Raw genomic sequence first — 24,036 nt, 5'->3', positions numbered from 1 at the left:
GGACCTGAGCATAAGTCCACCCGATTACCGACCGCGACAATCATTCACCCCGCGTATGCGTGCCCATCGTTTCAGTCCTTGTGTTTTTTCGCTTTCTTGTCGGATTTCTCGAAGGCTTCTTCCAACGCAAGGTTGATCGTGCGCAACACTTTGACCCGCGCCCAGCGCTTGTCATTGGCCTCGATCAATGTCCACGGTGAGATCTCGGTGCTGGTGCGATCAACCATGTCGCCCACTGCGGTGCGATAGGCGTCCCACTTGTCGCGGTTGCGCCAGTCGTCTTCGGTAATTTTGAAACGCTTGAAGGGGATTTCCTCACGTTCCTGGAAACGCTCCATTTGCGTGTCCTTGTCGATCGCCAACCAGAACTTGACCACGATCACTCCCGCATCGGCGAGCTGCTCTTCGAAGTCGTTGATCTCGCTGTAGGCGCGCAACCAGTCAGCCGGCGGGCAGAAACCTTCGATGCGCTCCACCAAAACCCGGCCGTACCACGAACGGTCGAACACGGTGAACTTGCCCCGCGCCGGCAGATGCCGCCAGAAACGCCACAGATACGGTTGCGCGCGCTCCTCTTCGGTCGGCGCGGCAATCGGTACGATGCTGTACTGGCGCGGATCGAGTGCCGCCGCCACCCGGCGAATCGCCCCGCCCTTACCCGCCGCATCGTTACCTTCAAACACCGCCACCAAGGCGTGGCGGCGCATGCGCTTGTCACGCATCAACCCGGACAGCCGTGCCTGCTCGGTGATCAATTGTTCTTCGTAGTCTTTCTTGTCCAGTTGTTGGCTCAGGTCGAGGCAGTCGAGCAGGTTCAATTGATCGACCGCAGTGCCCAGCGGCGCGGCGCTGACTTCGTGAGGATGAACGTCCGGACGCTTCAGAGCCGCTTGCAAACCTTCAAGGAGAATCTTGCCCACCGCCAGGCTGCGATAGTTGGCATCCACGCCTTCGATAACGTGCCACGGCGCATAGTCGCGGCTGGTGCGGCGCAACACACGCTCGCCGTATTTGACGAACTTGTCGTAGGTTTGCGATTGCTGCCAGTCCAGCGGGCTGATGCGCCAGCTGTGCAGCGGATCGTCAGCGAGGGCCTTGAGCCGCGCCTTCATTTGTTTTTTGGACAGGTGAAACCAGAACTTGAAAATCAGCGCGCCTTCATCACAGAGCATCTTTTCCAGACGCTCGGCGCCGGCGATCGCCTGATCCAGCCGCGGGTCCTTGAACAAACCATGAACCCGGCCCTGAAGCATCTGGCTGTACCAGTTGCCGAAGAAAATCCCCATCCGCCCCTTGGCCGGCAGCATCCGCCAGTAGCGCCACGCCGGTGGACGCGCCAGCTCTTCATCGGTCTGCTGGTCGAAGGTGCGCACCTCGATCAGTCGCGGGTCCATCCACTCGTTGAGCAACTTGACCGTCTCGCCCTTGCCCGCACCTTCGATGCCGTTGATCAAAACGATCACCGGGAAACGCTTTTGCTGCTGCAGTTCGAACTGGGCTTCGAGCAGTGCTTCACGCAGCGCAGGGACGGCAGCCTCGTAGGTATCTTTGTCGATGGCATGACCGATTTCAGCGGATTCAAACATAGGACGGCTCCTTCCAGAATTCAGCAAGACTAGCGGATTGGGCACGGCTACAGGGCACAAATTCCCGAGGATCACACACAGATACTTTTGTGAATAAGAAACCTGTGGCGAGGGGATTTATCCCCGATGGGCTGCGAAGCAGTCCCCAAACCATTCACCCCGGTTACTTCAGTCAAACCACATGTGCCGGGTTTGGGGCCGCTTCGCAGCCCATCGGGGATAAATCCCCTCGCCACAGGGATCTCCGCCACATAAATCCTTATATCCAGTCCTGAACCATCGATTGTCCGTGAGCTGTCCACCCTGCACTTTGCCATGGATCAAGCGCCCTGCTCCTGATCGGCTAGAATGGCCGCCTTGTCGTTGCCGAGCCTGCCATGAAACCTGTATCGCCCCACGCCCAACTCGACTGGGATGACCACGGACGTCCGCGTTCGCGGGAGTTCGATGACGTGTATTTTTCCGATCAGTCGGGGCTCGATGAAACCCGTTATGTGTTCCTTGAACAGAACCGTCTGGCCGATCGTTTTGCCGCGTTGCCGGCAGGTGGACGGCTGGTCATCGGCGAAACCGGATTTGGCACCGGGTTGAATTTTCTCTGCGCCTGGCAAGTGTTCGAACAACACGCCGTGGCGGGTGCGCAGTTGCATTTTGTCAGCGTCGAAAAGTACCCGTTGAGCCCGGCGGATCTGCACCGTGCTTTGGCGTTGTGGCCGGAACTCAAGCCGCTCGCCGATCAGTTGTTGAAGCATTACGTGGCCATTCATCAAGGTTTCCAGCGCATCACGCTGGCCAATGGTCGCGTCACCCTGACACTGCTGATCGGCGATGCCCTTGAGCAATTGCCGCAGCTCGATACCCAGATCGATGCGTGGTTTCTCGACGGCTTCGCTCCGGCAAGAAACCCCGACATGTGGACGGCCGAACTGTTCGCCGAACTGGCACGTCTGGCGGCGCCCGGCTCGACCATCAGCACCTTCACCAGCACCGGTTGGGTGCGGCGCTTGCTCAATGCCGCCGGGTTCAAGATGAAGCGCACGCCGGGCATCGGCCACAAATGGGAAATCCTGCGGGGTGAGTTCCTCGGCTGGCCCGAAGGCGTTGCGCCGCCCGCCGCCGAGAAACCCTGGTTTGCGCGCCCGGCCCCCTTGACCGGTGAACGGCGGGCGCTGGTGATCGGCGCCGGTCTGGCCGGCTGTGCCACGGCGGCGAGCCTCGCGTCACGCGGTTGGCAAGTGAGTGTGCTGGAGCGTCACGCGGGCGTTGCGCAAGAAGCCTCGGGCAACCCGCAGGGTGTGCTGTATTTGAAACTGTCTGCCCATGGCACCGCGCTGTCGCAACTGATCGTCAGCGGTTTCGGCTACACCCGACGCCTGCTCGAAACCCTGCAACGCGGCACCGACTGGGACAATTGCGGCGTGCTGCAACTGGCGTTCAACGCCAAGGAAGCCGAACGCCACGCGCAGTTGGCTCAGGCGTTCCCGGAAGATCTATTGCAGTGGCTCGAACAGCCCGAGGCGCAAAACCGCGCCGGTGTCGGTCTGGCCCATGGCGGTTTGTACTACCCCGAAGGTGGTTGGGTGCATCCGCCCGCGTTGTGCCAGGCACAAGCGACGCACCCGAATATCAAACTGCTCAGCCATCAGGAGGCTGTCGAACTGCGCAGGGTCGATGATCAGTGGCAAGCCTTCGACGGTGACCATCTGCTCGCCAGCGCGCCGGTCGTGGTGCTGGCCGGCGCTGCCGAGATCAAGCGTTTCGCCCAAAGTGCCGAGTTACCGCTCAAGCGCATTCGCGGTCAGATCACTCGCCTGGCGCAGACAGTGCAAAGCCAGGCGTTGGCCACCGTGGTCTGCGCCGAAGGTTACGTTGCGCCTGCGCGATTGGGCGAACACACCCTCGGTGCCAGCTTCGATTTCAATAGCGATGACCTGACCCCGACCACCGCCGAACACCTGGGCAATCTGGCGATGCTCGAAGAGATCTCAAGCGACCTCGTCGCCCGTCTGCACATAGCCGATCAGAATGTCGAAGACCTTCAGGGCCGCGCGGCTTTTCGCTGTACCAGTCCCGACTATCTGCCGATTGTCGGCCCGCTCGCCGATCGCGAAGCCTTCATTCAAGCCTATGCAGCGCTGAGCAAGGATGCCCGACAAGTGCCGGACATCCCCTGCCCCTGGCTCGACGGTTTATACGTCAACAGCGGCCACGGTTCGCGCGGGCTGATCACCGCGCCGCTGTCCGGCGAATTGCTCGCCGCCTGGCTCAACAACGAACCGTTGCCCGTGCCGCGCAGCGTCGCCGAGGCCTGTCATCCGAACCGCTTCGTGTTACGCCAGTTGATTCGTGGCAAGTAACCCTTACACATCGGTCATCGCACAGATGCCCAGATCCACCCTGCGCATCGCTTCGTCGGTCAGTTGCTTGATCACCGCGTCCTCGGCTTGCTCCTGTTCGAGCTGGATGGCTTCCATCTGGTTGCGGTAGTCGGCAGAACTCAATGAACTCGCCTTTTCGTACAACTCGTTCATCCGTGGCGGGTAAGTTGCGTCGATGCTGGCGAATTTCTGGCGCTGACTACGCTTGAGGTGGTCGCGCCAAAACGCCTGTTGCATCACGAATGCCTGCAGCTGAGGCGTCAGTTCTGCGGTAATGACCGCAGTTTTCGCCGCCGCCAGATCGGCTGTTGTCACTCCGGCGAGCGCGGCATAGCGCATGTGCTGCGGCTGGTTGGGCAGGCTCAGTTCATTGACCAATCCAGTGCGATAGGCGAGCCCCACCTCCAGCGGATCGACCCCGGGGTTTTTCTTGATATGCGCCTGGGCAATCTCGTCAAGTTGCGCCAGCCGAAACAGGCCGCGCCCAAGCTCGAGCAACCGCTCAGGGTTATCCGCCGCCCGGCTGACCTCCACGACGATTTCCACATCACTGAAATTCATCGCCGCGGTGTCCGTGCAGTTGATCGGCGAAGCGGCCACGTCCATTACCTGCGCGGACAACTGCGCATCCGGCTCGGCGGCCTCAAGTACCCGCCACACACGTCGATGCATGTCCTCTTTGACCCTCTCGGAGTCGGCGGTATCGCCCAGCTCCGAGAGCAAATGGAACAAGCCATCGGCCCTTTGATCATCCTTGAATGCCGTCCAGATCCGGTTGCGTCGCTCCCATTCCTGGCCGGCCTTATCGGTGAACCACAACGAACGTGCCTGGTATTCGTCCATACGGGCAATGTCGTTCTCCAGATAGCCCATGCCGATGCCGACGTTGTTGCGATAGTCGGCCAGATGCGTCTGGCTGACGAGTGACAAGGGGTTACCGCGCAGATTGAGCGCGCGACTGAAACGCTTGCCGGTCTTGAACAACCAGTCCGGCAAGTCCTTGATTTCATTGTTACGCAGATCCACCCAGTCCAGATGCGGCAAGCGTTGCAGCCCCAAGGGCAACTCGGTGGCGTGGGTATCGTTCAGACAAAGCGTGCGCAGATCAGCCAGTTTTTCGACTTTGAGGGTCGCACCCAGCGGATTCTTGTCCAGAATCAAGGTGCGTAATGTGCGCAAGTTGCCCAACTTCGACAGGGTTTGTTCGGTCAACTTGATGCGGTTGCGCGCCAGACTCAAATGCGTGAGCATGGGCATTTGCGACAGCACCTCCGGCATGCGGGTCAGTTGATTGCCGTCGAGTTCCAGCGACACCACCTGCTTGAATGACTTGAGGAAATACGCAAGGTCATCGCCCTGCGCCATGTTCTTCAGCGACAAATGTTCGATATGGTCAAAGTTGAGCCCTGGCGGCAGCGTGGGTAACTTACCCCCCTGTAACCCGTCAAGATTGAGTGTGCAGACAAGCCTGCCGCTTTCATTCTTCTCCATGAACAGTCGCCGGAAGCTGTCTTCGATCTGTTCTGCCATCATCGTGCGGCTCTGTTGCACCTCGCGCACGTCGCCACCCAACGCCTTGATGGCCGCGTCATCGCCGTCCCATGCCTCCAGCACGTCACGCAGTTGCTCCAGATTACGGCGCAACGTTTTCACCCGGATCGCGCGGGTCAACGGGTCGGCACCCAGGTCGTCGATGAATTCGCTGGCCTGCACCTCGCTCAAGAGCGGGTAAAGTTTTCTGACCTTGCGCAGCAACGCAAGCGGATGCAGCGATGCTGTTGCCGGCGGGTTGGCCTGCATACACACAGGCTCATTGACCCGCGGATCCAGCTTGCCGTCCGCCAATACCTGCGTGCAGGTCTCACGATTATCGAGCGCAACGTCCAGCAGTTTGCCGCGCAGCCGCGCACTGTCGGCGTCCACAGGATTGGGGAAACCGACAGCACTGCGCTGGCGTGTTGGCAGCGCCTTGAGAATGGCTGCGTACAGGCTATCAGGGCCGGGGGCAACGCGACCGAGGGATTGACCGTCACCGGCAAATGCCTCGTAGCCTTCGCCGGACTTGACCAGCGTACAAGTGTGCAAAGGTGTCGCTGCCTCGTCGCCGATGGCTTCCAGCACCGGCCCGGTCAGCGTTTTGTCGCGCACCGTCAGGCGCAGTCGCGCGTCCCAGCCACTCAGCCGAGGCAACAACTGGATTGCCAGCTTTTGATTGTCGGCGTTGGCGATCTGCGGCACGTGAAACCCGCTCAGCGCGCGATCCACTCGCACTGCGGCAATGGCCCTTTGAACCTTCTGCCCCAGGCGCAAAGGCACTCGCCCGGTCGAGCGCAAATGCACTCGCTCGATACTCGGCGCCTGATCAATCAAGCGCTGGGCATAACGCGCCGGAATGTCGGCGAATACCTGGCGCAATTTTTTCACCTCGTCAGCATCACTCTGGTCGTAGCGCTGGTACATCCGCTCGAACACCCCACGCCGATCAGCGTTGAATGTCGCCCCCAGCTTCCTGGCCAAGGCCTGTCTCTGGTTGCCGGCACTGACCTTGGCCCCGAGCAATGTTTCGACCTCTTTCGGGGACAGGCCATCAATCACCTTCTGCAATAACCGCCCCTCCTCAAGCTGTTGCTGGCTGACCAGCACACTGAGGGTCTCGTTACTCACCGCGTTAGCGGGATAGGTCGCGGTGATCCCACCCTTGGCATCAGTGATTTTGAGGTAACGGTCAGTGGGCCAGCCTGGCAGTTTCGGCAAACCCTGCAATTGTTCTGGCAACGGCTGGGCTGCGTGTGTTTCACCGCTCGCAAGCTCGCGGATCAACTTATCCAGCTGCCGTTCGATCCGCATGCGTTGTACGGTGTCGCGCAAGCGAGCGGACAGCGCGAGATTATCGTTGTAGGTGCGATTCAACTCGTCATGGGTGGCACCGCCGAGCCGGCGGATCACGTCCAGATCCTTGTCGCCGAACTCGCACAAACCTGGATCAATACGTTTGAGTGTGTAAGGTGCGCTGTTCCATTCTTCGGCATCTTCAGCCGGAAGGCGCCAGCCCCCTTCAACGTGTTGGTCCAGCCTGGGCGTATAGGCCTGAGTACGTGCGGGATGTTCGAGGTGCCAACGGCGGGCGGTCGCATCATATGTCCCGGAAAAGATCCGGTGATCAACACAGCCAACGCTTTTGTCACGGACTTGATACAACTGCACGGAGTCGTCCGCCACCGTGAACCCTGGTGGCAGGCGATGCTCGTAAGCCGTGAGATCAGGCTTCCATAGACGCGATTTTCCGGCGGAGTTGAGAATCGCGGTGAACTCACTGAAAAACTCCGGGTGGGCACGAACCAGTTTGCGCCCCAATGCTCCAACCACCTTCTGCCCCGCAGCAAACACGCCCATCAGCGCAATGTTTTCCGCCACGCTTAGCAGATGTGACAGTGCCTCCTGCTGATCGCCCCGCTGCCAGTCCTCGTAACCTTCATACACTTCGCCAAGGATTTGCCCGACAGCGACGCCCATCATCAACTGCCCTACGACCGGAACGAAAAATCCCGCCACCGTCGCCACCGTCACACCCAGCTCAATAAAGTCGAGCAGGCGCTTGCGTCGCACATCCTCATCGATCTCTGCCGTCGGTACGGCGAGTTTGCAGGCGTCGATCTGCAACTTGCCGAGGTGACTTTGCACCATGAACTCGAACAGCGGCACGGTGATTGACAACTGTTTGATGTGTCCAAGGTCTACGGTCTTCTTCAGGGCTTTGAAGAAGTCCGCCTTGTCATCTTCGTCAATACTGTTGGCCAGATAATCCTTGTAGCTTTGCGTACGCAGACTCTGCGCCAGGTATTGCTTGAACGCGGTGAAACTCTGGTATTCGTACAAAGGTCTTTGCGGCTCTGCGGCCATGTAAACCACGCACTTTTCGTCTGGGTACAACTCGAACGAGCGCTGGGAAAACACCACGACGCCCCAGATGCAACTGTCGAGGACCTCAATGCCTTGCATGATCCAGGGACGTTTCCGGTAATGCAGGGTTTTCGCCGATACCACCCCGTCCGCGGCAATCAGTCTTTGCATCATCTGCGAGCCTGCTGGCGTGATGTGCTGCCTGAGCCCGGCCAGGTGCATATCCAGGTGCAGCAGGTGTTTTTTCATTGTTGCGATGTCCCGCGTTACCGGGCTGGTGGCCACCACCTTGCCTGCAGCGTCGCTGAGGCCGAACACCTCCTGAAAATGTTCCTGGTAGCGTTTGCCCAGATCCAGTTCGCGACAGAACTTTGCAAACGACGCCGGAGTCAACCCGGCCACGCCGGCAGGCGCACTGCCCACACGCACCAGGCTGCCGACGGGGTAATCGTTGGTCTCTTCGTCTTTGCTGAAATTCTGCATCGCCGCTTGCAGCAACGTCTGCGTGGCGTGGGGGAAAGTCTGAATACCCTCCTTGTCGGTAGCGCTGGGCGGGCAGCCACACTCGGCTCCCGGCAGACTCAGCAGGTCTTTTTCAACATCAAAAACGGCTGTCCACCTGGAATTCAGCGCCTTGATCAGTTGGCTTTTGCAGAAGGTGTGCAACGGTTGCAGCTTGCTCAGTTCCTTATCGACTGCCAACTGAGCGGCGTGCAGGTCGCGGGCCGTTTGATCGAGTGCGACCAGAGTTGCGGCCGAACTTTTGAGCAGTATGTCCGGCAGGCTTTTTTGCAGCGCTTCGGCGCTGTCCAGATCGCCCGTGCTTTCCAGTAGCACGCCAAGAACTTCGTTACTCGTTGGTGGCTGAGGGTTGGCCTGGTTTTGTGTAGTGAGCATCGGCAATATTCCTTTATTGCAGGTTTGAGTTACAACCATATCGATACCAGACAAAATAAAAAACATAAAACCGGATATATTTAACCAATAGCAGACCGAGCACATTTGAAAAATAATTGTGCAATACATACCTATATCAATAATTCAAAATCCCGCTGAACTCACCCGCAAAACCATTAAATAATGGCGTTATTCTTTCACAAAGAAAGCACCTAGCATGACGCTGCCTTGCGGAAACAGACTACGGCCCGCCGGACAAGACTTTCAAAACCCGCAAACTCCGGGCAACAAACTATTGTTATTGGCGTTTATCTATCCAGCCTACACGCGCAAGACAACTTCAACCCATTAGACGGAACAACTTACATGACACTATTCAACTGGACAATTACCAACTGCTTCCCGCCCATGGGAAATACTACTTCCAGAAAAAACCGGTACAAAGCGCTGCTTGTGGAAGAATTCATGTCCACAAAGATGAAAAATTTCGACACGTCACACAACACCAGGATTGATGAATACCGTACGGCACTGGAAGAAGCATTTGTGCTTCAGTGCACACTCGAAGGGTCGCTTTCTACACTCGAGACACCCGTCGTCTTCTGCAAGCGAAAGCTCCGCGAGGCATTGCGAAAAAAATCCACAGCCCGGTTCAGGCCCAAGGACAAAATCAAGCTCAAACCCAATACCGCCGTAGAGGATGCCGGACACAGCATTACCCTGCTACAGGCTGCCATGTTGAACTTTACCGGTGACGAAATCGCACCGGATTACTACTCTAGCGACAGCGGCGTCTCATCCAGTGCGCAGGGTTCGCCTGACGAATCTCCAAACGAGAAAATCACCGCGCAGGCATTTGCCGAACTGAGCCGCAGTCTTGATATGGGCAGCGAATACCAAAAAATGCTCAAGGACAAATTTGATACTCCAGAGGCCCGCGAAAATGCCGTGAAACTGGCCATACTCAATATGAGAGTGGCGGCATACAGCAAGTTCTTCAGCGGTGAAATCAATGAAGAAACCTGGTTAACAATAAAAAAACTGACAGACAGAAAAGTCGACATTGTTAACGGTAGCGAACTCAAGAGCGAGCCGATTGTTTTTCACGCCGTGAGCCTTTTAGACAAGTACGTGGCGAATGCCGTAGCGCTGTTAGTTCGCGGAAAAACCCCTTCGACAAGCCAATACATCATATATGTACCCGATGACAGCGGGCCTGGCTTCCATGTGTACGACACCCCGGTGGAGTATCTCTCCAAGATGGATCACCAACTAAGACACGGCACATCACTGGCCAACTTCCTGGCGTCCCGAATGAGCCTGGTCGACCAAGCAACTTTCCTGAATGAGCTAAAGACATTTGACAAAAAAAAAGACACACAGAATGAGGATGTGGATCTGGCTGAAAAAAAACTTCCTGGGGGCGGATTATCCGGCAAGGACCGGGTAGCGTTCATTCCATTAAAGGAAAAAGGCCTGTTCGCCTATATTTCCACTCTGAATCTGAATACGTTTATATCCGACAGCAAACGAATTGCCGTTCCCGTAAACGAAGTCAACCAACCCATCCATGCCGACCGTCGTGCAAATTGTCATTCACATTCACGCCCAACGGTGTCCGAAAAGATCACCTATTCCTTCCGCACACGCCAGCGGTCGGCTCCAGTGGATTCTCTGTTGAACGAACTGTTTACAGGGGTAGAGAACTGGACGATTGAAGAAAAGCAACGGCAATTGTGCCAATTACTGGAACTGAGGAAGCTGCTTAATCAGAAGAATACGCCCTCTATCAACAGCGATATTCAAACCCGGTTCATCGATTACTTCAAAGATTTCGAGCTGGTAAAAAACTCAAGGTCTGAAAATAAAAGTCTTCTTCTACTGTGGAAACGCGACCTGTCGGGTTACCAACAATCTGCGCTTGTGGCAAATCGACTGAAAAATTCAGGCAAACCCTCTAGCAATAATGACCGGACTTTAGACCTTAACGGCAAACACTATATTTGGATCAAGGACAGTGCCTATGAGGTTCAGCACACCTCCCAAGGTTGGCGAGTTATTCACCCGCTCGATAAAAGCGCATTCAGACCGCCCGTAATGCACTCGACAACCAGCGGATGGCATTTGCCACAGTAAGCGTAGGCCGCTACAGGCAGGCGAAACTCAAAACAGACAATCACCTGCGCCGGATGACAAACGTTTAGGGGCCTCAGCTGCGCCCGGCAGTCGCCGTACTGGCAGCCTTATAACTTATCGTTCTAAAACTCCATTTACCGGGGCGGGTCAGTTTCTGAGTACCCGCCCTTTTGGCGAGGTAGCGTTTGACCCCTCCCCAACGGAAAAACCGGTAAGGATTTTATGTGTGGATTAGCTGGCGAGTTACGTTTTGATCAACAACCTGCAGACCTTGCAGCCATTGAAAGAATCACCCATCACCTGGCCCCTCGCGGCCCTGACGCGTGGGGTTTCCATGCCCAAGGGCCGATTGCCCTGGGCCATCGTCGCCTGAAAATCATGGACCTGTCGGACGGCTCGGCGCAGCCGATGATCGACAGTCAACTGGGCTTGTCCCTGGCCTTCAACGGCGCGATCTACAACTTCCCGGAGCTACGTGCCGAACTCGAAGCGCTGGGTTACGCCTTCTATTCCGGTGGCGACACCGAAGTGTTGCTCAAGGGCTACCACGCCTGGGGCGAAGCACTGCTGCCGAAACTCAACGGCATGTTTGCCTTCGCCATTTGGGAGCGCGATGCACAGCGTCTGTTTATCGCCCGTGACCGCCTCGGCGTGAAGCCGCTGTACCTGTCGCGCACTGGCCAGCGCCTGCGTTTCGCCTCTGCACTGCCGGCGCTGCTCAAGGGTGGCGACATCAACCCGATCCTCGATCCGGTGGCGCTCAACCATTACCTGAACTTCCACGCCGTTGTACCGGCGCCGCGCACTCTGTTGGCTGGCATCGAAAAACTGCCGCCAGCGACCTGGATGCGCGTTGAAGCCGATGGCACCACCGAGCAGAAAACCTGGTGGACCCTGCCCTACGGCCCCCGCGAAGACGAGAAAAACCTCAACCTCGAAGACTGGGTCGACCGCGTGCTCGACAGCACCCGCGAAGCCGTGGCGATTCGTCAACGTGCGGCGGTGGATGTCGGTGTGTTGCTGTCCGGCGGTGTTGATTCGAGCATGCTCGTCGGTCTGTTGCGTGAAGTCGGTGTGGAGAACCTGTCGACCTTTTCCATCGGTTTCCAGGATGCCGGTGGCGAGCGCGGCGACGAGTTCCAGTATTCCGACCTGATCGCCAAACACTACGGCACCCAGCATCACCAACTGCGCATCGACGAGAAAGAGATCATCGAGCAACTGCCCGCCGCGTTCCGCGCGATGAGCGAGCCGATGGTCAGCCACGACTGCATCGCCTTCTATCTGCTATCCCGCGAAGTGGCCAAACACTGCAAAGTTGTGCAGAGCGGTCAGGGTGCCGATGAGTTGTTCGCCGGTTATCACTGGTATCCGCAGGTGGATGGCGCCGCCGATCCTTATACGGCGTATCGCAATGCATTTTTCGACCGTAGCTACGACGACTACGCTGCCACTGTGCAACCGAAATGGCTGACCGCCAATGACGCTGCCGGCGACTTCGTCAAAGAACATTTCGCCCAGCCCGGTGCTGACGCCGCAGTGGACAAAGCCCTGCGCCTGGACAGCACGGTGATGCTGGTCGATGACCCGGTCAAACGTGTCGACAACATGACCATGGCCTGGGGTCTGGAAGCGCGCACGCCGTTCCTCGACTATCGACTGGTTGAACTCTCGGCCCGTGTGCCAGGCAAGTTCAAGCTGCCCGATGGCGGCAAGCAAGTGCTGAAGGAAGCTGCGCGACGAGTCATTCCAAGTGAAGTGATCGACCGCAAGAAAGGCTACTTCCCGGTGCCCGGCCTCAAGCATTTGCAAGGCGACACATTGAGTTGGGTGCGCGAGTTGCTGCTCGATCCAAGTCAGGATCGCGGCCTGTTCAACCCGGCCATGCTCGACAAATTGCTGACTGACCCGCAAGGCCAACTGACCCCATTGCGCGGCTCGAAGCTGTGGCAACTGGCAGCCCTGAACCTGTGGCTCAGTGAACAAGGAATCTGATTGATGAAACCCCACGCCACAGCCATCAACCAACGCCTGCTACGCGGCCAGACACCGTCGTATGAACGATTACAGGCGCGTCTGGCTGAAGACGGCAGCGAACTCAACACCGCCCCGATTGCCGTGCATTGCGGCTGGGGCCGGTTGCTGATCGGTCACACGTTTCCCGACCCTGGGTCATTGGCCCAGGAACTGCTCAACGAGCAGCCGGGCGAGCGTGATATCGCCCTGTACGTCGCCGCGCCGCAGCAGATTCTCGGCCTCGAACCGACGCAGTTGTTTCTCGACCCGTCCGACACTCTGCGCTTGTGGTTCAGCGACTATCGTCCGGCCACTCGCGTGTTTCGTGGCTTTCGCATTCGTCGTGCGCAAAGCGAAGCGGACTGGCAGGCGATCAATCAGCTGTACCAGGCGCGCGGCATGTTGCCGATCGATCCCGCGCTGCTGACCCCGCGTCATGAGGGCGGCCCGGTGTACTGGCTGGCTGAGGACGAGGACAGCGGCGCGGTGATCGGCAGCGTCATGGGCCTCAATCATCGCAAGGCGTTCAACGATCCGGAAAACGGCAGCAGCCTCTGGTGCCTGGCAGTTGATCCACAGTGCTCGCGGCCCGGAGTCGGCGAAGTGCTGGTGCGGCACTTGATCGAGCACTTCATGAGTCGCGGCTTGAGCTACCTGGATCTGTCGGTACTGCACGACAACCGTCAGGCGAAAAACCTCTACGCCAAACTCGGTTTCCGCAACCTGTCGACCTTCGCGATCAAGCGCAAGAACGGCATCAACCAGACACTGTTCCTCGGTCCGGGACCGGAAGCCGATTTCAATCCCTACGCGCGGATCATCGTCGAAGAAGCCCATCGGCGTGGCATTGATGTGCAAGTGGATGACGCCGACGCCGGCCTGTTCACGCTCAGTCACGGCGGGCGCCGCGTACGCTGCCGCGAATCGCTGAGCGACCTGACCAGCGCGATCAGCATGAGCCTGTGTCAGGACAAAAGCCTGACCCACAAAGTACTCAAAGGCGCCGGACTGAAATTGCCGTCGCAGCAATTGGCGGGCAATGCCGACGACAATTTAGAGTTCCTCGATGAGCATCAGCGGGTGGTGGTCAAACCGCTCGACGGCGAACAGGGTCAGGGCGTTGCTGTGGATTTGCAGAGCATCGAAGAGGTGCAGCAGGCCATCGAAACAGCGAAGCAGTTTGACAGCCGTGTGCTGCTGGAAAGCTTTCACGAAGGTCTGGATCTGCGGATTCTGGTGATTGGTTTTGAAGTGGTGGCGGCAGCAATCCGTCGACCGGCCGAAGTGATCGGCGACGGTCAGCATTCGATTGGCGCGCTGATCGAAGCCCAGAGCCGACGCCGGCAAGCGGCCACGGGCGGCGAAAGCAAAATCCCGCTGGACCATGAAACCCAGCGCACGCTGCATGCGGCGGGGTTCGACTACAGCAGCATCTTGCCGGCCGGCGAGCATTTGTTCGTAAGGCGTACGGCGAACCTGCACACCGGCGGCACACTGGAAGACGTTACGGCAATTCTGCATCCGACGCTGGTCGATGCGGCTGTGCGTGCGGCACGGGCGCTGGACATCCCGATGGTCGGCCTCGATCTGATGGTGCCGGCGGCGGATCAGCCGGAATACGTGTTTATCGAAGCCAACGAGCGGGCCGGTCTCGCCAACCATGAACCGCAGCCGACGGCTGAACGCTTTGTGGATTTGTTGTTTCCGCACAGTCAGCCGGTTGTTTCTTGATTGCTTGGTTGCTGGACTGACGCTATCGCTGGCAAGCCAGCTCCCACAGGTTCCCAGCTGCACACAAAACATGTGGGAGCTGGCTTGCCAGCGATGAGGCCCGATCAGGCAATACAAATTCTTTTCTCATCGAAACCATCGATGTGCTCAACCCATCAGGAGTTTCCATGACCCTCCAAACCCCCGAACCGGATCTCAACTATCTGCAAAAAGTCCTGCTGGAAATGCTCGCCATTCCCAGCCCCACCGGGTTTACCGACACCATCGTGCGCTATGTTGCCGAACGTCTGGAAGAGCTTGGCATTCCGTTCGAGATGACCCGACGCGGCACCATTCGCGCGACGCTCAAGGGTAAAAAGAACAGCCCCGACCGCGCCGTTTCCGCGCACCTGGACACCATCGGTGCCGCCGTGCGCGCGGTGAAAGACAACGGTCGCCTGACGCTCGCACCGGTCGGCTGCTGGTCGAGCCGTTTTGCCGAGGGCAGTCGCGTCAGCCTGTTCACCGATAACGGTGTGATTCGCGGCAGCGTGTTACCGCTGATGGCTTCCGGGCATGCGTTCAACACTGCCGTGGACGAGATGCCGATCAGTTGGGATCACGTCGAATTGCGCCTGGATGCCTACTGCGCAACCCGGGCCGATTGTGAGTCGCTGGGCATTAACGTCGGTGACGTGGTGGCGTTCGATCCATTGCCGGAATTTACCGAAAGCGGCCATATCAGTGCCCGTCACCTCGATGACAAGGCGGGTGTTGCCGCGCTGCTGGCAGCTCTCAAAGCCATCGTCGACAGCGGTCAGGAACTGATGATCGACTGTCATCCGCTGTTCACCATTACCGAGGAAACAGGTAGCGGTGCAGCGGCGGCATTGCCGTGGGACGTCAGCGAATTTGTCGGCATCGACATCGCGCCGGTCGCGCCGGGCCAACACTCCAGCGAACACGCGGTGAGTGTGGCGATGCAGGATTCCGGCGGGCCGTACGACTATCATCTGTCGCGGCACTTGCTGCGCCTGGCCAGTGAAAACGAGCTGCCGGTGCGCCGTGATCTGTTCCGCTATTACTTCAGCGACGCCCATTCGGCGGTAACCGCCGGCCACGACATCCGCACCGCCCTGCTCGCCTTTGGCTGCGATGCGACTCACGGCTATGAGCGCACGCACATCGACAGCCTGGCGGCGCTGAGCCGCTTGCTCGGAGCGTACATCCTGAGCCCACCGGTATTCGCCAGCGACGCGGCGCCGGCGAATGCTTCGCTGGATCGCTTCAGTCATCAGATCGAGCACGACACGCAGATGGAAAGCGATACGCGGGTGCCGCCGGTGGACAGTCTGGTGGGGCAGCGTTCAGATAGCTGATTTTTTATTGACTGGACTATGGCTATCGCGAGCAGGCTCACTCCTACAGGGGAACGCATTCCAATGTAGGAGTGAGCCTGCTCGCGATGCGGCCGTATCAGGCAACACAAAACTGGCAGGTAACCCGCAATCGCCGTAGCATCCCGACATTGATTTAGCCGAGGTGCCCATGCTCATTCCTTACGACGCTCTTGAAGTCGACACCCTCACCCGCCTGATCGAAGATTTCGTGACCCGCGACGGCACCGACAACGGCGACGACACGCCGCTGGAAACCCGCGTACTGCGTGTGCGTCAGGCGCTGACCAAGGGCCAGGCATTGATTGTTTTTGATCCCGACAGCGAGCAGTGCCAGTTGATGCTCAAGCACGACGTGCCCAAGCATCTGTTTGACTGAAACCTCAACGGGCCTTTTCCAGGGCCTGTTTGCGCTGGATCCGTTCATAGACTTCCGCGCGATGCACATTGACCTTCTTGGGTGCCTCGACGCCAAAGCGCACACTTGCACCGTTCACTGACAGAACGCGCAGGGTGATGTCGTCACCAATTGAAATCAACTCACCAACGACACGGCTGAGTACAAGCATGAGATTCGTCCTTCAGGGTTAGCGAGCAATGAAGATGCGCGGCTTGCGGCGCCGGTTCAATGCATCGCGGACAAATCAGTAATGCCCTACAACCCTTCAGCGCGCCGCCCTTCAGACGTTTCCCGCAAATGGTTAAACAGCCTTTATCTCAAGCGGCAGAAAAGCGCGGCCCGAACAGAATCACGCTGGCACCGATCACGCACAGTGCCACGCCGATCCAGTCCGACCCCAATGGCCGAACCCGCTCGACTACAGCCAGCCAGCCAATAGACGCCACGATGTAAATCCCGCCGTAAGCGGCATAGGCACGCCCGGCGTAGGCCGCTTCAACACGCGTCAACAACAGAGCAAACAACGTCAGGCTGAGCAGCGCCGGGATTACCCACAGCGCACTTTTGCCCTGACGCAGCCACATGAAGAAGGCGAAACAACCGGCGATTTCAAACAATGCCGCGAGGAAGAACCACAAGTAATTGAGCATCAGCGCGTCTCGACAGGGTGACCATTGCGGCCACCCTAACGACGGTGCGTGTAACGGACAAGATCAACCGTTGTTTTGTTTGGCCTTGGCGCGCATTTTCTCGGCCATGGAGGTCATCTCGTTGTAGAGCAGTTGCGGATTCTTCTGCTTGATCGCCCATGCCATGCGCCCTTGTTCGTGGGGCAAGATCATGAATTCGCCGGCCGCTACTTGCTGATAGATGTAGTCGGCGATGTCCGCTGCGCTGATCGGCGAACTTTCCAGCAACTTGCCGACCTGGGCTTTCATCGCCGGGGTCGGGCCACGGAACGAGTCGAGCAAGTTGGTCTGGAAGAACGACGGGCAGACCACATGCACGCCGACTTCCTGTTGCGCCAGTTCAATCAACAGGCTTTCCGACAATGCCACCACACCCGCCTTGGCGACGTTGTAGTTGCTCATGGCCGGGCCTTGCATCAACGCCGCCATGGAGGCGATGTTGATGATCTTGCCTTTGCTTTGCTCAAGCAGTGGCAGGAACGCTTTGCAGCCCTTGACCACGCCCATCAGGTTGATCGCTATCTGCCAGTCCCAGTCTTCCAGCGACAGTTCGCTGAAGAACCCGCCCGAAGCAACACCGGCGTTGTTGACGATGATATCGATACCGCCAAGTTTCTCTTCGCAAGCCTGGGCGAACGCGGTGAGCTGGCTGTAATCACGCACATCGCAGCGCTGGATAAAACCGTCGCCGCCGGCCTCGCGGACCAGTTTCAAGGTTTCCTGCAGACCGGGTTCGCTGACGTCGGACAAGGCCAGTCGCCAGCCTTCACGCGCCCAGCGCAGCGCGATTTCGCGACCCAGGCCTGAGCCTGCGCCAGTGATCATCATGCGATTTTGCATAGCAGACAGCCTTGTTGTTCCGGGAAAGATTCGCCGAGTGTAGCGAAGGAACGGTGTCCACCCACGCTCCATCAAGTTGCTGAATGCAAGATCAAAAGATCGCAGCCTTCGGCAGCTCATACATGGATCGGTGTAGAAGCTGCCGAAGGCTGCGATCTTTTGATCTTAGGCTTCAAAGGAAATAAGCAAGCAATCCAAATAACTTAAAAAAACATTGAATTTTCTTTCATTCAGACCGGTCGGAATTTGTAAGCCGTCTGGAATTACTTAGTCTCCAGTCGCCCTAGAACACCAAGACTTCTCGAACGCTATCAACAAGGAAATCGCCATGGGCACAATTCTTATCATTATCCTGATCCTGTTGCTGATCGGCGGTCTGCCGGTCTTCCCGCACTCCAGAAGTTGGGGTTATGGTCCATCGGGCATTATCGGCGTGGTGTTGGTCGTGCTGCTGGTGCTGCTGTTACTCGGTCGGATATAACGATTCAAGCGTAAAAAAAAGAGGCCCTTTTCAGGGCCTCTTTTTTATTGTGCGGATCTTTGCAGCTGGATCAGTCCGGCTTGCCGTGGATTACACCGGCGGTGTTGTCCATCAGACTCTTGGTCGCCGTTTGCAGGAACGCTTCGAGTTTGAGTTTCAACTCGGCAGTGCGCGGTGCATTCGGCACGACCTGGGCACCTGGATTGGCACCCAACTGGTAATTCCAGATCTTCGGCCCCATATCCTTGTCTCTCGGCAGCACGAGGATCTGGTCAGCGGTAACGATCGCGGTGGTCTGCTCGCTGCCCGACGGCTTGATCACACCGAAACCGGTGTCGCCTTCCGGCAGATCGAGCAAATCCCGACCCCAGCATTGATGACGCACTTCGCCACCGAGGCGACCCATGATGGTCGGCACGATGTCGATCTGCGTGCCCACGGTGTGGTCACGCGTACCAAACTTCTCCTGGATGCCCGGTGCGATCATCAGCATCGGCACGTTGAAGCGACCCAGATCCATTTCGGTGATCTGGCGCTCGTTGCCGAAACCGTGGTCACCGACGATGACGAACAGGGTTTCCTTGAAGTACGGCTCTTTGCGCGCCTTCTCCATGAACTGGCCTAGCGCCCAGTCGGAGTAACGCATGGCGGTCAAGTGCTCGTTCAGCGAGCCTCGGTCGGTCACGCGCTCAACCGGCAATGGCGTCGGCAAGGCGTACGGCGTGTGGTTGGACAGGGTTTGCAGCAGCGCGTAGAACGGTTTGCCGTTTTCCCGCGCCTTGAGCTCCTGCAGGCCACGGTCGAACATGTCCTGATCGGACACGCCCCACGTCGGATCGGAGAACACCGGGTTGACGAAGTCGTTACGGCCAACGAAGTTGGTCATGCCCTGGTTGCTGAAGAAGCCCGACTGGTTGTCCCAGGCAAAGTCGCCGTTGTAGACGTAGACATCGTCGTAGTCACGGGCACTGAGCAACTGCGGCAGGCCAGACAGCTTGTGACTGCCTTCCGGGGTCTGCATCAGGTATTCGAAACCCGGCAGGTTCGGGAAGCAGGCCATGGTCGCGAACATGCCCTGGTGGGTGTGCGTGCCGTTGGAGAAGAAGCGGTCGAACAGCAGACCTTCCTTCGACAGCTTGTCCAGATACGGCGTGATGTTGCCCGGTGCACCCAATGCGCCGACCGAGTGACCGGCCATGCTTTCCATCAGGATCACGACGACGTTCTTGATCGGCAGGGTCTTGTCGGCGAGCGGCGTGTAGTCGCGGCGCACGGCGGCGATGTCGGCATCGACCAGTTTGTCTTGCGGCATCACCAGCATGTCGCGGACGATTTGCTGCGCTTGCTCTTGCGGCAGCGTGGCTTTCCAGATGTTGTCGCGGTCCTCGCCCATGCGCGACTTGGCGGCAGCGATCAGCGACAGCGTGCCGTTAAGGCCGAGCTGGTTGGCGAAGTTGGAGTCGGTGGTGTACACGTCGCCCCAGCGCATTGGCGGGCCTTGACGCAGGGTGCCGCGCGCAGCGACCACGCAGATCAGCAGACAAACCACGAACACCGCAAGACGGGTGTACCACGGCGCCACCTGACGGGAGCTGACAGTGCCGCCGCTGAAAGGTCCGCGTGGACGCGTGGCACGGTCGGCGCCTTTGAACGCCAGCGTCAGAATCACCGTGCCGATGACCCACGCCAACAGATAGCGCACCACGGGGAAACCGTACCAGAGCATGCTCATCACGGTTTTCGGGTCTTCCTTCACGTACTGGAACACCAGGCCGTTGAGGCGCTGGTGGAACTCACGGTAGAAGTCCATCTCCATCAGACCGAGGAACAGCGCGATGCTCGACGCAACGGTCAGCCACAACCGGAAGAAGCCGCGCGCCGCCATGGCCCGGGCGCTGAACAGTGCCAGCACCAGCGGAATGCTCAGATAAACCACCAGGCGCAGGTCGAAACGCAAGCCGTTGGCGAACGCTTCGAGGAACGTTGCAGCCGGGGTGTCGAGGATCATCTCGCGGTTGTAGACCAGCAGCGCGAGGCGCAGCACGGAAAACATCACCATCATGACCAGCGCACAAAGCAGCGTGTAGGCCAGATGCGATTTGACGGTCGGTTGCAGCAGGCGACTGGAAGATCGCTGCTGATTCAGGGCGTCCGGGTTTGCCATGTCGTTTTAGGACCCATTGGAAGTTGAAGTTGCAAAAATACAGCGGCGCCATGCCCTCTATTGGTCATTCCAGACCCCGGGGCGTGCGCAGTGCGCAAATGTTGCACGATCACCGGCACCATTGCCATTGATTAGTGCCCTGTCGCCAGACGCATTCATTTGATGCATCGGCCACGGGAACGCTTGGAAATAGCGCGGGCGGATTGTCTTGAACGCGTTGTGAAAATTTCGTTCAACGCATATCTGGAAACACAATATAAACCGCAAGACAAAACGCCCCGAATCAATCGGGGCGTTTGGCTTCAGGCATGAGGATTACTTCTCGGCGCGCTCTTTCAGGGCTTTAAGGGTATTGAAAGGAGCATCGACGACAAACTTGTTAGCAACCATCGCCGGGACGCTGCCACCTGGCTCGGTGTGCACTTGATAGGTCACTTCAACCTGATCGCCCTTGGGCACGAACTTCCAGAAGCCCTTGACCTGGGCCACGCGGACAAAGCCTTTTTCTTCCGGAACGTATTTCGGCACACCTTCAAGCGTGCGGGTCAGGCTGCCATCGGCGCCTTCGACGGTGGTGACATGTGTTGCCGAATCACGCGGAGTCACGGGCCACGGCGTATTGAACTGGGTGTAAGTCCAACTCTGATCGCCTTCGTGCTTGAGCAGCTTCTGGGTTTTGCATTCGTAAATCCAAGCACAAGCGCCCGTCACATCGTCCTGAAGTGCGCGCAACTTGGCGACAGTGGTCTTCATCAAGGCTACGCCCTGATAGGACTTGTAGTCCGAGCCTGGCACTTCACTCAGGGAAACCTTGATGCCGTCCTCGTTCTTGGCGACTTTCCAGTCTTCAGCCTGCGCCAGCGGCGTGGCCAGTACGGCGGTCAAACCACACAACACAGCGATACGATGCAGCGAACCCATAGTCTTATTCCTTATTGTTGAAGTTCCGTTCGTTTGACACATCAGGCCGCCGTCATTTGCTCCCACCAGCCGATCAACTTGATCGCCTCTTCCTGGCTATCGCCACAGACTTCGATATCAGCGGCAAAGCCCGAACAGACAGCCGGGCGCTCCGGGCGGCCGAAAATGCTGCACAGGTTTTCGACCGAGAGTTGCACGCAACGTTCGCCGGCAGGTTTGCCATCAGGCATGCCGGGAATCGCCGAGCTGATGGAAGGGGCAATGCAGCAGGCGCCACAGCCTTCACGGCATTTCATGACGAACAAATCCTCGCGACGGGCGATGTGTGAAAGGGACACGGAACAGGGTAACCGCTAAAACGGCTGTTTAAAATTCCCTGCACCGGGGTTTTTACGGATAAGTGAATGTGACTGACCAGTCTCCGACAAAGCGTCTGGTTCGCGGGTCACAGATGCATTGGATTTACTGTTTGAATTCGAAATCCAGGGCTGCGCCTTCGACTTCATGGCGGTCTTCATTGCGCAGTTGCAACTGCATTTCGTTGCTGAGCAAACGGCCATTAAGCTGGAATCCGCTGTTCTTCTCGCCAAACATCTGCGGCAGGATCGGTTCGCGCTTGGGCAGAATGACCGTGCCGGGCGGTTTCAATTCTTCAACCATGTCCTTGGGCAAGCTCAAGTCGAGTCTGGCTGAGGGCAGTCTGGTTTTCGCCACTTCGCGGGCAGATTTCGACTTGGATGCCACTGGCGCACGCTTCTTCACCGGCGCAGCTTTCTTCTTCTGCGCATTGGCCGGAGTATTTTTTTTGCTCGCCAGCGGTTTCTTCTGGGTCGCCGCCGCGGCCGGTTTTTCCTGAACCGCAGCCGCCATGACATCCGGCGAATGACTGATCATCAGCAAGCAAAGGACAATCCCGGCGGCAGAAAAAATCGCTTTCATGAACCCAACGACACTAACGGCAGAGGGCCATATGCTCGCTTGTTGAGCGTCACAAGACAAGCATGTCCGTACGTTCGTTCAGAAACCGACCGCCGTTTCCTGACACAGTTGGGTTGCGAGCATTCCAAGGGTCATCAACGCCCGCTCCGCCTCGCGGTTCCACGGAATGCCGCAGTTCAGGCGGATACAGTGGTTGAATTGCTCGGTATTACTGAAGATCAGCCCGGGGGCAATACTGATGCCCTGCTGCAACGCGCGCACGTGCAACTCCTGAGTATTGACCCGCCCCGGCAGACTCACCCAGAGGATAAAACCGCCCGTGGGCCGGGTCATTTGCGTGCCTTCGGGGAAGTGCTGCTGCACCGCCAACTGGAAGGCGCTGAGGTTTTTCCGGTATTCCTGGCGGATGTACCGTAAATGCCGGTCATAACCGCCGTTTTCCAGGTAGGCGGCAATCGCCATTTGCGTCACGCTGCACGCCGAATGGGTGCTGAAGGTCTGCAAACGCTGGATTTCCTGCTGGTACTTACCGGCAATCATCCAGCCGATCCGCACACCAGGCGACAAGGTCTTGGAGAAGCTCGAGCAGTAGATCACTCGGTCAAGTCGGTCATACGCCTTGAGGGCCTTGGTGCGGCCTTGTTCAAACATCAACTCGCCATAGATGTCGTCTTCGACGATCTGGATATCGAAATCCGAGGCCAGGCGCAGCAGTTGTTTCTGCCGCTCTTCCGGCATGGTGCCACCCAAAGGATTGCTCAGGCGCGTGGTCAACACCAACGCCTTGATCGACCACTGGTTGGCGGCCAGCTGCAGCGCTTCGAGGCTCATGCCAGTGGCGGGATCGCTGGGGATCTCGATGACTTTCAGGCCCAGCAGGTCGGCCAGTTGCAGCAGCCCGTAATAGGTCGGCGACTCGGCGGCGATCAGATCGCCCGGACGGGTGAGCACCCGCAGCGACATCTGCAACGCATCGACACACCCGTGGGTGATCACCACTTCGGACGGGTCGACCACCACACCCGCATCGCGCATGCGGATCGCCACTTGCCGGCGCAGCGGTTCGAAGCCGGGGCTGAACATGTAGCTGAACGCTCGCGGGCTGTGGAAGCGAGTGACTTTGGCCAGTTGCTGGTGCAGTGCCCGCACCGGCAAATAGTCCACGCTCGGCACTGCGGCGCCCAACGGAAATACGCCTTCGCGGCGCGACTCGACCAGAACCTGCTGAATGATGCTGCTGCGCGTGACCAGCCCTGGCCGTTCGACCCGGGCGATGTCCGGCGTCGGTGCCGTCAGCGCGGGCGTCTGGTGCACGTAATAACCGGACTGCGGCCGTGCGCGAATCAGGCCTTGGTCTTCGAGATTGGCGTAAGCCTGCAACACCGTCGCATGGCTGACGTTGAGCTGCGAACTCATCTTGCGTACCGAGGGCACGCGCTCCCCCGGTTGATAGACACCACGGCGGATGTCTTCGGCCAGTTGCTGAGCTATACGTTGGTAAAGCAAGAGATTGGTCATGACGCAGCACTCGATTTCACGGGCATTTTATTCTTGTGTGAAACAATACCGGAACAGTTTAGAA

The 24,036-nt window shown here is 58.2% G+C and carries 17 protein-coding genes; 7 read left to right on the top strand and 10 right to left on the bottom strand.

The window, feature by feature from the left end:
- Positions 1–71: 71 nt before the first annotated feature.
- Positions 72–1,586 (bottom strand): polyphosphate:AMP phosphotransferase, encoded by a 1,515-nt coding sequence (gene pap, locus ICA15_RS16585; protein WP_150603282.1) that lies wholly within the window; start codon positions 1,584–1,586, stop codon positions 72–74.
- Positions 1,587–1,963: 377 nt separating this feature from the next.
- Here pap and mnmC point away from each other — a divergent pair, with 377 nt between their 5' ends.
- Positions 1,964–3,943, top strand: a complete 1,980-nt coding sequence (gene mnmC, locus ICA15_RS16580) for a bifunctional tRNA (5-methylaminomethyl-2-thiouridine)(34)-methyltransferase MnmD/FAD-dependent 5-carboxymethylaminomethyl-2-thiouridine(34) oxidoreductase MnmC (protein WP_210554005.1) — start codon at positions 1,964–1,966, stop codon at positions 3,941–3,943.
- Positions 3,944–3,946: 3 nt separating this feature from the next.
- Here the strand turns inward: mnmC and ICA15_RS16575 are convergent, their stop codons facing one another.
- Positions 3,947–8,761, bottom strand: a complete 4,815-nt coding sequence (locus tag ICA15_RS16575) for an NEL-type E3 ubiquitin ligase domain-containing protein (RefSeq protein WP_210554006.1) — start codon at positions 8,759–8,761, stop codon at positions 3,947–3,949.
- A gap of 366 nt (positions 8,762–9,127) precedes the next feature.
- Here ICA15_RS16575 and ICA15_RS16570 point away from each other — a divergent pair, with 366 nt between their 5' ends.
- The 5 genes from ICA15_RS16570 to ICA15_RS16550 all read left to right on the top strand — a co-directional run bounded on the left by ICA15_RS16570 (position 9,128) and on the right by ICA15_RS16550 (position 16,399).
- A complete protein-coding gene (locus tag ICA15_RS16570) occupies positions 9,128–10,897 on the top strand; it encodes a dermonecrotic toxin domain-containing protein (RefSeq protein WP_210554007.1) in 1,770 nt (589 codons plus the stop codon).
- A 222-nt stretch (positions 10,898–11,119) separates the two neighbouring features.
- Complete coding sequence (locus tag ICA15_RS16565) at positions 11,120–12,892, top strand: N-acetylglutaminylglutamine amidotransferase (protein WP_150615988.1); 1,773 nt, start codon at positions 11,120–11,122, stop codon at positions 12,890–12,892.
- A gap of 3 nt (positions 12,893–12,895) precedes the next feature.
- On the top strand, positions 12,896–14,644 hold the full coding sequence (gene ngg, locus ICA15_RS16560; RefSeq protein ID WP_210554008.1) for an N-acetylglutaminylglutamine synthetase: 1,749 nt from the start codon (positions 12,896–12,898) through the stop codon (positions 14,642–14,644).
- A gap of 167 nt (positions 14,645–14,811) precedes the next feature.
- Positions 14,812–16,002 carry an osmoprotectant NAGGN system M42 family peptidase gene (locus tag ICA15_RS16555; RefSeq protein ID WP_150596250.1) on the top strand — a complete coding sequence of 397 codons (1,191 nt, stop codon included), beginning with the start codon at positions 14,812–14,814 and terminating at the stop codon, positions 16,000–16,002.
- Positions 16,003–16,171: 169 nt separating this feature from the next.
- Positions 16,172–16,399: a YheU family protein gene (locus tag ICA15_RS16550; RefSeq protein ID WP_003236706.1), complete on the top strand. Its 228-nt coding sequence runs from the start codon at positions 16,172–16,174 to the stop codon at positions 16,397–16,399.
- 4 nt (positions 16,400–16,403) lie between these two features.
- On the opposite strand, the gene csrA is transcribed toward ICA15_RS16550, so the two are convergent.
- The 3 genes from csrA to ICA15_RS16535 all read right to left on the bottom strand — a co-directional run bounded on the left by csrA (position 16,404) and on the right by ICA15_RS16535 (position 17,949).
- Positions 16,404–16,589 (bottom strand): carbon storage regulator CsrA, encoded by a 186-nt coding sequence (csrA, locus tag ICA15_RS16545; protein WP_150605426.1) that lies wholly within the window; start codon positions 16,587–16,589, stop codon positions 16,404–16,406.
- Positions 16,590–16,737: 148 nt separating this feature from the next.
- A complete protein-coding gene (locus tag ICA15_RS16540) occupies positions 16,738–17,070 on the bottom strand; it encodes a YnfA family protein (protein WP_003226957.1) in 333 nt (110 codons plus the stop codon).
- A gap of 63 nt (positions 17,071–17,133) precedes the next feature.
- On the bottom strand, positions 17,134–17,949 hold the full coding sequence (locus ICA15_RS16535; protein WP_150615990.1) for an SDR family oxidoreductase: 816 nt from the start codon (positions 17,947–17,949) through the stop codon (positions 17,134–17,136).
- Between the two features lie 322 nt (positions 17,950–18,271).
- Here ICA15_RS16535 and ICA15_RS16530 point away from each other — a divergent pair, with 322 nt between their 5' ends.
- Complete coding sequence (locus ICA15_RS16530; protein WP_191626519.1) at positions 18,272–18,430, top strand: DUF3309 family protein; 159 nt, start codon at positions 18,272–18,274, stop codon at positions 18,428–18,430.
- 70 nt (positions 18,431–18,500) lie between these two features.
- Here ICA15_RS16530 and ICA15_RS16525 read toward each other — a convergent pair whose 3' ends face one another.
- From ICA15_RS16525 to ICA15_RS16505, 5 genes are all read right to left on the bottom strand, one after another.
- Positions 18,501–20,594 carry an LTA synthase family protein gene (locus tag ICA15_RS16525; RefSeq protein WP_150605424.1) on the bottom strand — a complete coding sequence of 698 codons (2,094 nt, stop codon included), beginning with the start codon at positions 20,592–20,594 and terminating at the stop codon, positions 18,501–18,503.
- A gap of 315 nt (positions 20,595–20,909) precedes the next feature.
- Positions 20,910–21,515, bottom strand: a complete 606-nt coding sequence (locus tag ICA15_RS16520; protein WP_150615992.1) for an START domain-containing protein — start codon at positions 21,513–21,515, stop codon at positions 20,910–20,912.
- 41 nt (positions 21,516–21,556) lie between these two features.
- Positions 21,557–21,811 (bottom strand): YkgJ family cysteine cluster protein, encoded by a 255-nt coding sequence (locus ICA15_RS16515; RefSeq protein WP_150605422.1) that lies wholly within the window; start codon positions 21,809–21,811, stop codon positions 21,557–21,559.
- Positions 21,812–21,977: 166 nt separating this feature from the next.
- Positions 21,978–22,454, bottom strand: coding sequence for a translation initiation factor 2 (locus ICA15_RS16510; RefSeq protein ID WP_150605421.1), 477 nt, complete (start codon positions 22,452–22,454; stop codon positions 21,978–21,980).
- 78 nt (positions 22,455–22,532) lie between these two features.
- Complete coding sequence (locus ICA15_RS16505; protein WP_042560395.1) at positions 22,533–23,972, bottom strand: PLP-dependent aminotransferase family protein; 1,440 nt, start codon at positions 23,970–23,972, stop codon at positions 22,533–22,535.
- Positions 23,973–24,036 lie beyond the last annotated feature (64 nt).

The sequence above is a fragment of the Pseudomonas sp. P116 genome, from assembly GCF_020149425.1.
GTDB lineage: Bacteria > Pseudomonadota > Gammaproteobacteria > Pseudomonadales > Pseudomonadaceae > Aquipseudomonas > Aquipseudomonas anatoliensis.
The sequence above is the reverse complement of the archived record's forward strand: the minus strand, read 5'-3'. Positions and strand labels throughout refer to the sequence as shown.

Bases quoted from the DNA above. Each gene is read 5' to 3' on its own strand.
- ICA15_RS16535 (WP_150615990.1), bottom strand. From the start codon at position 17,949: ATGCAAAATCGCATGATGATCACTGGCGCAGGCTCAGGCCTGGGTCGC.
- ICA15_RS16525 (WP_150605424.1), bottom strand. From the start codon at position 20,594: ATGGCAAACCCGGACGCCCTGAATCAGCAGCGATCTTCCAGTCGCCTG.
- ICA15_RS16570 (WP_210554007.1), top strand. From the start codon at position 9,128: ATGACACTATTCAACTGGACAATTACCAACTGCTTCCCGCCCATGGGA.
- pap (WP_150603282.1), bottom strand. From the start codon at position 1,586: ATGTTTGAATCCGCTGAAATCGGTCATGCCATCGACAAAGATACCTAC.
- ICA15_RS16550 (WP_003236706.1), top strand. From the start codon at position 16,172: ATGCTCATTCCTTACGACGCTCTTGAAGTCGACACCCTCACCCGCCTG.
- ICA15_RS16540 (WP_003226957.1), bottom strand. From the start codon at position 17,070: ATGCTCAATTACTTGTGGTTCTTCCTCGCGGCATTGTTTGAAATCGCC.
- ICA15_RS16565 (WP_150615988.1), top strand. From the start codon at position 11,120: ATGTGTGGATTAGCTGGCGAGTTACGTTTTGATCAACAACCTGCAGAC.
- csrA (WP_150605426.1), bottom strand. From the start codon at position 16,589: ATGCTTGTACTCAGCCGTGTCGTTGGTGAGTTGATTTCAATTGGTGAC.
- ICA15_RS16510 (WP_150605421.1), bottom strand. From the start codon at position 22,454: ATGAAAGCGATTTTTTCTGCCGCCGGGATTGTCCTTTGCTTGCTGATG.
- ICA15_RS16575 (WP_210554006.1), bottom strand. From the start codon at position 8,761: ATGCTCACTACACAAAACCAGGCCAACCCTCAGCCACCAACGAGTAAC.
- ICA15_RS16505 (WP_042560395.1), bottom strand. From the start codon at position 23,972: ATGACCAATCTCTTGCTTTACCAACGTATAGCTCAGCAACTGGCCGAA.
- mnmC (WP_210554005.1), top strand. From the start codon at position 1,964: ATGAAACCTGTATCGCCCCACGCCCAACTCGACTGGGATGACCACGGA.
- ngg (WP_210554008.1), top strand. From the start codon at position 12,896: ATGAAACCCCACGCCACAGCCATCAACCAACGCCTGCTACGCGGCCAG.
- ICA15_RS16555 (WP_150596250.1), top strand. From the start codon at position 14,812: ATGACCCTCCAAACCCCCGAACCGGATCTCAACTATCTGCAAAAAGTC.
- ICA15_RS16515 (WP_150605422.1), bottom strand. From the start codon at position 21,811: ATGAAATGCCGTGAAGGCTGTGGCGCCTGCTGCATTGCCCCTTCCATC.
- ICA15_RS16520 (WP_150615992.1), bottom strand. From the start codon at position 21,515: ATGGGTTCGCTGCATCGTATCGCTGTGTTGTGTGGTTTGACCGCCGTA.